This is a genomic window from Marisediminitalea sp., assembly GCF_984433645.1.
This window is the reverse complement of sequence record NZ_CFIDRX010000194.1, coordinates 1-4679: the sequence shown is the minus strand read 5'-3', so window position 1 is coordinate 4679 and position 4679 is coordinate 1. Positions and strand designations below refer to the sequence as shown.

General features: G+C 48.9%; 4 protein-coding genes. 3 read left to right on the top strand and 1 reads right to left on the bottom strand.

Annotated elements, in window-relative coordinates; all coding sequences use genetic code 11:
* Positions 1 to 1996: S9 family peptidase (locus tag AC4MRN_RS17975; protein WP_491204055.1), on the top strand; the 1996-nt coding region annotated here is incomplete at its 5' end.
* Between the two features lie 76 nt (positions 1997 to 2072).
* On the opposite strand, the gene rrtA is transcribed toward AC4MRN_RS17975, so the two are convergent.
* The gene (gene rrtA, locus AC4MRN_RS17970; protein ID WP_491204054.1) at positions 2073 to 2687 is read right to left on the bottom strand and encodes a rhombosortase; all 615 of its coding nucleotides are present in this window, start codon (positions 2685 to 2687) and stop codon (positions 2073 to 2075) included.
* 149 nt (positions 2688 to 2836) lie between these two features.
* Between rrtA and AC4MRN_RS17965 the strand changes: the two genes are divergently transcribed.
* Together AC4MRN_RS17965 and AC4MRN_RS17960 are read left to right on the top strand one after the other, a co-directional pair.
* Positions 2837 to 3601 carry an enoyl-CoA hydratase gene (locus tag AC4MRN_RS17965; RefSeq protein ID WP_491204053.1) on the top strand — a complete coding sequence of 255 codons (765 nt, stop codon included), beginning with the start codon at positions 2837 to 2839 and terminating at the stop codon, positions 3599 to 3601.
* 13 nt (positions 3602 to 3614) lie between these two features.
* Positions 3615 to 4679, top strand: a 1065-nt coding sequence (locus AC4MRN_RS17960) for a gamma-glutamyltransferase family protein (protein WP_491204052.1), incomplete at its 3' end; no start/stop codon positions are given.

Sequence of the window (4679 nt, the reverse complement as noted above, 5' to 3'; positions counted from 1 at the left end):
GACCTTTATGACTGACAACCGGTTAATGACCAGAACGGGTGATAGTTTTATTGCTTTTGATTTGCGCACCGGCCAGCAATCCTTACTGATGAGCTGGAAATTTGCTGATGCGCCCACTGCCAATAAGCCACCTAAAGACTTTATTGCAGCAGAACAACAAACGCTGATCCAGTACATTCAGGTACAGCGCAAAAATCGCGAAGACAGGTTCGAACACGAAGCTGCCATGCGCACAGCAAGCACTGCCGTGGCTCCAGAGCCATTTTATTTCCCATCGGGTGAGCGCCTGGTGGCTGCAACCTTATCGCCTAATGGTCAGCACGCCATTGTCGTAACAACTAAACAAGGTAGCTATCGGGATAAAACCGACATCATGCCGCACTACATACAGGAAGATGGCCGAATTGCAGCAATTGACGTGCGACAGCGCGTTGCTGATGCAAAGCCGGTCGAAGAAACCGTGTGGCTGGTTGACTTGAATGCACACTCGCAACACAAATTGTCGTACGTTAACCTGCCAGGCTACAACGATGACGTACTGGCCGCCGTGAAAGCAGAAAATGCAGCTGCACGTGGTGAAACGTACACGGTAAACCGCTTGCCCCGGGCCATAGGTTTGCTGAATAGCTGGTACTGGAGTGAACCTTCTGTACGTTGGCATCAGGATGGCACTGCGGTTGCGCTTATGCTGGAAGCGTGGGACAACAAAGACCGCTGGATTGTCACTGTTGATTTTGACAGCAAGCAATTCAACACAGAACACCGTCTTCACGACGATGCCTGGGTAAATTATCGCTACAACCAGTTTGGCTGGTTACACAATTCACATACGCTGTTTTATCAGTCGGAACATACCGGTTACAGCCACCTCTATGTCCAAACGCCAGGCCAGGCACCTCGTGCCCTGACAGCCGGTGAATACGTTGTCGATGAAGTCACCCTGACTAATGACGATCAGTACGTGTACTTTAAAGCCAATAAAAAACACCCGGGTATATACGAAATTTACCGCGTCAATGTTGAAACCGGTGAGCATGAAACTCTGACCGAATTGAATGGTATGACGGATTACGTATTAAGCCCTGGCGAAGACGCGCTGCTGCTGACCCATTCTAAAGTCACGCAGCCTCCAGAGTTGTTTTTACAAACACTTACTTCGGGCTCTTCACCAGTTCAACTGACGAATACCGTGAGTGAGGCTTTCAAAGCGTTGCCGTGGACTGCGCCGCAAATCGTCGCTATTCCTTCTTCACACACCGACAAGCCAATTTACGCACGCGTGTATTTGCCTGAAGGTTACGAGCAAGGTAAAGCGAAACGCGCGGTTGTGTTTAACCATGGCGCGGGCTATCTACAGAATTCACATTTGGGATGGTCGGGGTATTTCCGTGAGTTCATGTTCCACAGCCTGTTAGTACAAAAGGGCTATGTGGTGCTGGATATGGATTACCGCGCCTCAGCCGGATACGGCAGAGACTGGCGAACTGCTATATATCGCCAAATGGGGACGCCGGAGGTCGAAGACTTACGCGATGGCGTAAACTGGCTGGTTGAGAACGCCAATGTTGATCGTCAGCGTATTGGTACCTACGGTGGATCTTATGGTGGGTTCCTGACCTTTATGTCGATGTTTAATGCACCGGATTTGTTCCAGGCCGGCGCCGCACTTCGTCCTGTTTCTGACTGGGCACATTACAACACGGCGTATACGTCAAATATCCTGAATACACCGGATGTCGACCCAATTGCCTATCGCAACAGCTCGCCAATCTATTTTGCAGAAGGCTTGGAAAAAACATTGCTCATTAACGCGCCTATGGTAGACAACAATGTGTTTTTTGTTGATGTCGTGCGTTTAGTGCAGCGCATGATCGAGCTGGAGAAAACCGACTTTGAAACGGCCATTTACCCGGTAGAACCCCACGGCTTTGTGCAACCAAGCTCGTGGTTAGACGAGTACCGTCGAATCTTTAAGCTATTTGAAGAAAACCTGTAACGGGTTATTCATTCTAAAAACTAAAAGCCAGTCAGGAATACATTCCTGGACTGGCTTTTTTATACTTTGTGTAAAATCAGGCGGCCTGTTTGGGCTTAATGGCTACATACAACGCTGACATCGCCCACATCAGAATAAACAACGCTAATCCACTCACTGCGCCATACAAATGGGCATCAATGGCAACCGAGGCACCAATCAAATCAGCAACCTCGTCGCTGCTGCCTTGCCATTGTTCCCAGCCGACCTTTGCAACAATCCCCAGCAGGAGCAATACGCCTGAATAAATCTTATTGCGAATATCCATGCACGCGCCCCATACAAATAAGCCGTGCAATGCCCCTGACAACCCGACATACCAAATTAACGACGGTGACAAATAGTAAATGCCCAGACTGGTGCCTAAGCCACACCACAAAAACAACTTGATAAACAACATAGGCCTGTAGTGTTCACCGTGCAGAGCCCATAGAAAAAACAACCCAGCACTGTTTAACAACAGGTGATATCCGTTGGTGTGTACGAGGTTTCCTGACAATAGTCGCCAGGTTTCCAGGCTTTCCAATGCATAGCGATCGTAGGCTAACAATTCGGTAGTAGCAGAGCCCGATAGAAATAACAGGAACACAGTAGCGAGCAAGATCAGAGGACCAAGGCTAAACTGTGGTTTAAGTGGTAGCGCAACTATCATTGGAATTAATTTTTGTATCGGTAAGGGGAGCGCTATGATAACGAAAAACCACTCTGGTACCAATTAATCTGCGGCAAGTACGCTGACCCTCGCGTACAACGTGCCTCCCGGAGGTATGCCGCGCATAACAAAATACAATGGAGACTAGCATGTCAGAGATTCAGATCATCAGCCAACAGGCCGTTACCGAGATTGTTATCAACCGTCCAGAAAAGAAAAACGCGTTAACCCGTGAAATGTACAAAACCATGGGCGATGCCATCATTGAAGCCGAAGCCAGTGAGGCGTGTAAAGTCGTGGTTATCCGCGCTAACGGTGACATTTTTTGTGCGGGTAACGAAATTTCAGGTTTTGCGAATCATGGCAAAGAACCGCATTTGGCTGAGACAGTAGGTTTCATGAAAGCGTTAACCAACTGCAAAAAGCCAGTAATCGCCGAAGTTTCAGGATTAGCGGTTGGCATTGGCACAACCATGCTGTTACATTGTGACTTAGTGTATTGCGCAACCGGCACTCGATTTGTATTACCTTTCATCAACTTAGGGTTAGTACCCGAGTATGCCTCCAGCTATATCATTCCTCGCATGGCAGGACGCCGACGCGCCAGTGAATGGTTGATGCTGGGCGAACCCTTCAGTGCGCAAGATGCCAGCGATTTTGGTTTAGTTACAAAAATTGTCGAACCCGACGCCTTGCGGGATACCGTTAGTGAAGTTGCCAACAAGCTAGCGGCCAAACCAAAATTCGCTCTATTACAAACAAAAGCATTATTAAATAACGAGGCAGAAGACATCCAGCAGCACATGGACTACGAACTGGATATCTTCATTGAAGCAATGGGCACTGACGCTGCGCAGGAAGCGTTTGATGCATTCCTGCATAAGCGACCAATTAACCCGGAAAAATTCAAATAGAGGAAGATTCACTTTGAGTCGTAGTCGCACAGGTAGTTATATTCTGGCAGGGTGTTTAGCCCTGTCTGCCAGTTTCCCTTCTTTTTCTCAGCAAGCGCCCCGCGAAGCGGGTGAACCTGAAGCCGCTACGGGATACGTTGAAAAACAAGCATTGGCCAGCAAAGACTATATGGTCGTTGCGGCCAATCCTTATGCATCCTGGGCAGGAAAAAATATCATTGAAAACGGCGGAAATGCCATTGATGCTGCCGTTGCAATACAGGCCATGCTGACGTTGGTAGAGCCGCAGTCATCCGGTGTGGGCGGTGGTGCGTTCATGCTGTACTGGGACAATGAAACCAAAACACTGCATACCTTTGATGGTCGCGAAATGGCGCCCGCAGGTGTAAATGCATACTGGTTCATGGAACACGGTCAGCCCATGAAGTGGATTGATGCCGTGGTGGGCGGAAAATCAGTAGGTGTGCCGGGTGTGATGAAAGCGCTGGAAACAGCCCACACAAAATACGGTGAATTGGAATGGAAAGCGTTGTTTACCGACGCCATCGCTACCTCGGAAGAGGGGTTTAAAGTATCCAAACGCCTCGAGAAACTGGTCACAATGGCCGAACAGTATCACAAGGGCATGAAAGCGTTTCCGTCGACGGCGACCTATTTTTACCCTGCCGGTAAGCCGTTAAAAGCGGGTACGACCAAAAAGAACCCTCTGTTAGGTAAAACCCTGCGCAATATTGCAGAGCAGGGGACCGACTATATGTACAAGGGCGATTTGGCTACCAAAATTGCCAAGGCAGTACAAACGGCCAACATTAATCCCGGAGTGCTGAACGAAGAGGACCTGGCTAACTACAAAGTTATCGAGCGACAGGCTGTTTGCGGTGAATACCGAGCCAAGCAAATTTGCGGGATGGCACCACCCAGCTCTGGCGGGATCAACGTCTATCAGATCCTGAAACTGCTGGAGCGGTTTAATTTAACTGACTACGCCATCGACAGCCCTGAGTTTGCGAACTTGTATACGCAAGCCAGTGCGTTAGCCTATGCTGACCGCGAGAAATTCATTGCTGACAGTGACTTC

Excerpts from the sequence above, each read along its gene's own strand:
- AC4MRN_RS17965 (WP_491204053.1), top strand. The coding sequence starts at position 2,837 with ATGTCAGAGATTCAGATCATCAGCCAACAGGCCGTTACCGAGATTGTT.
- rrtA (WP_491204054.1), bottom strand. The coding sequence starts at position 2,687 with ATGATAGTTGCGCTACCACTTAAACCACAGTTTAGCCTTGGTCCTCTG.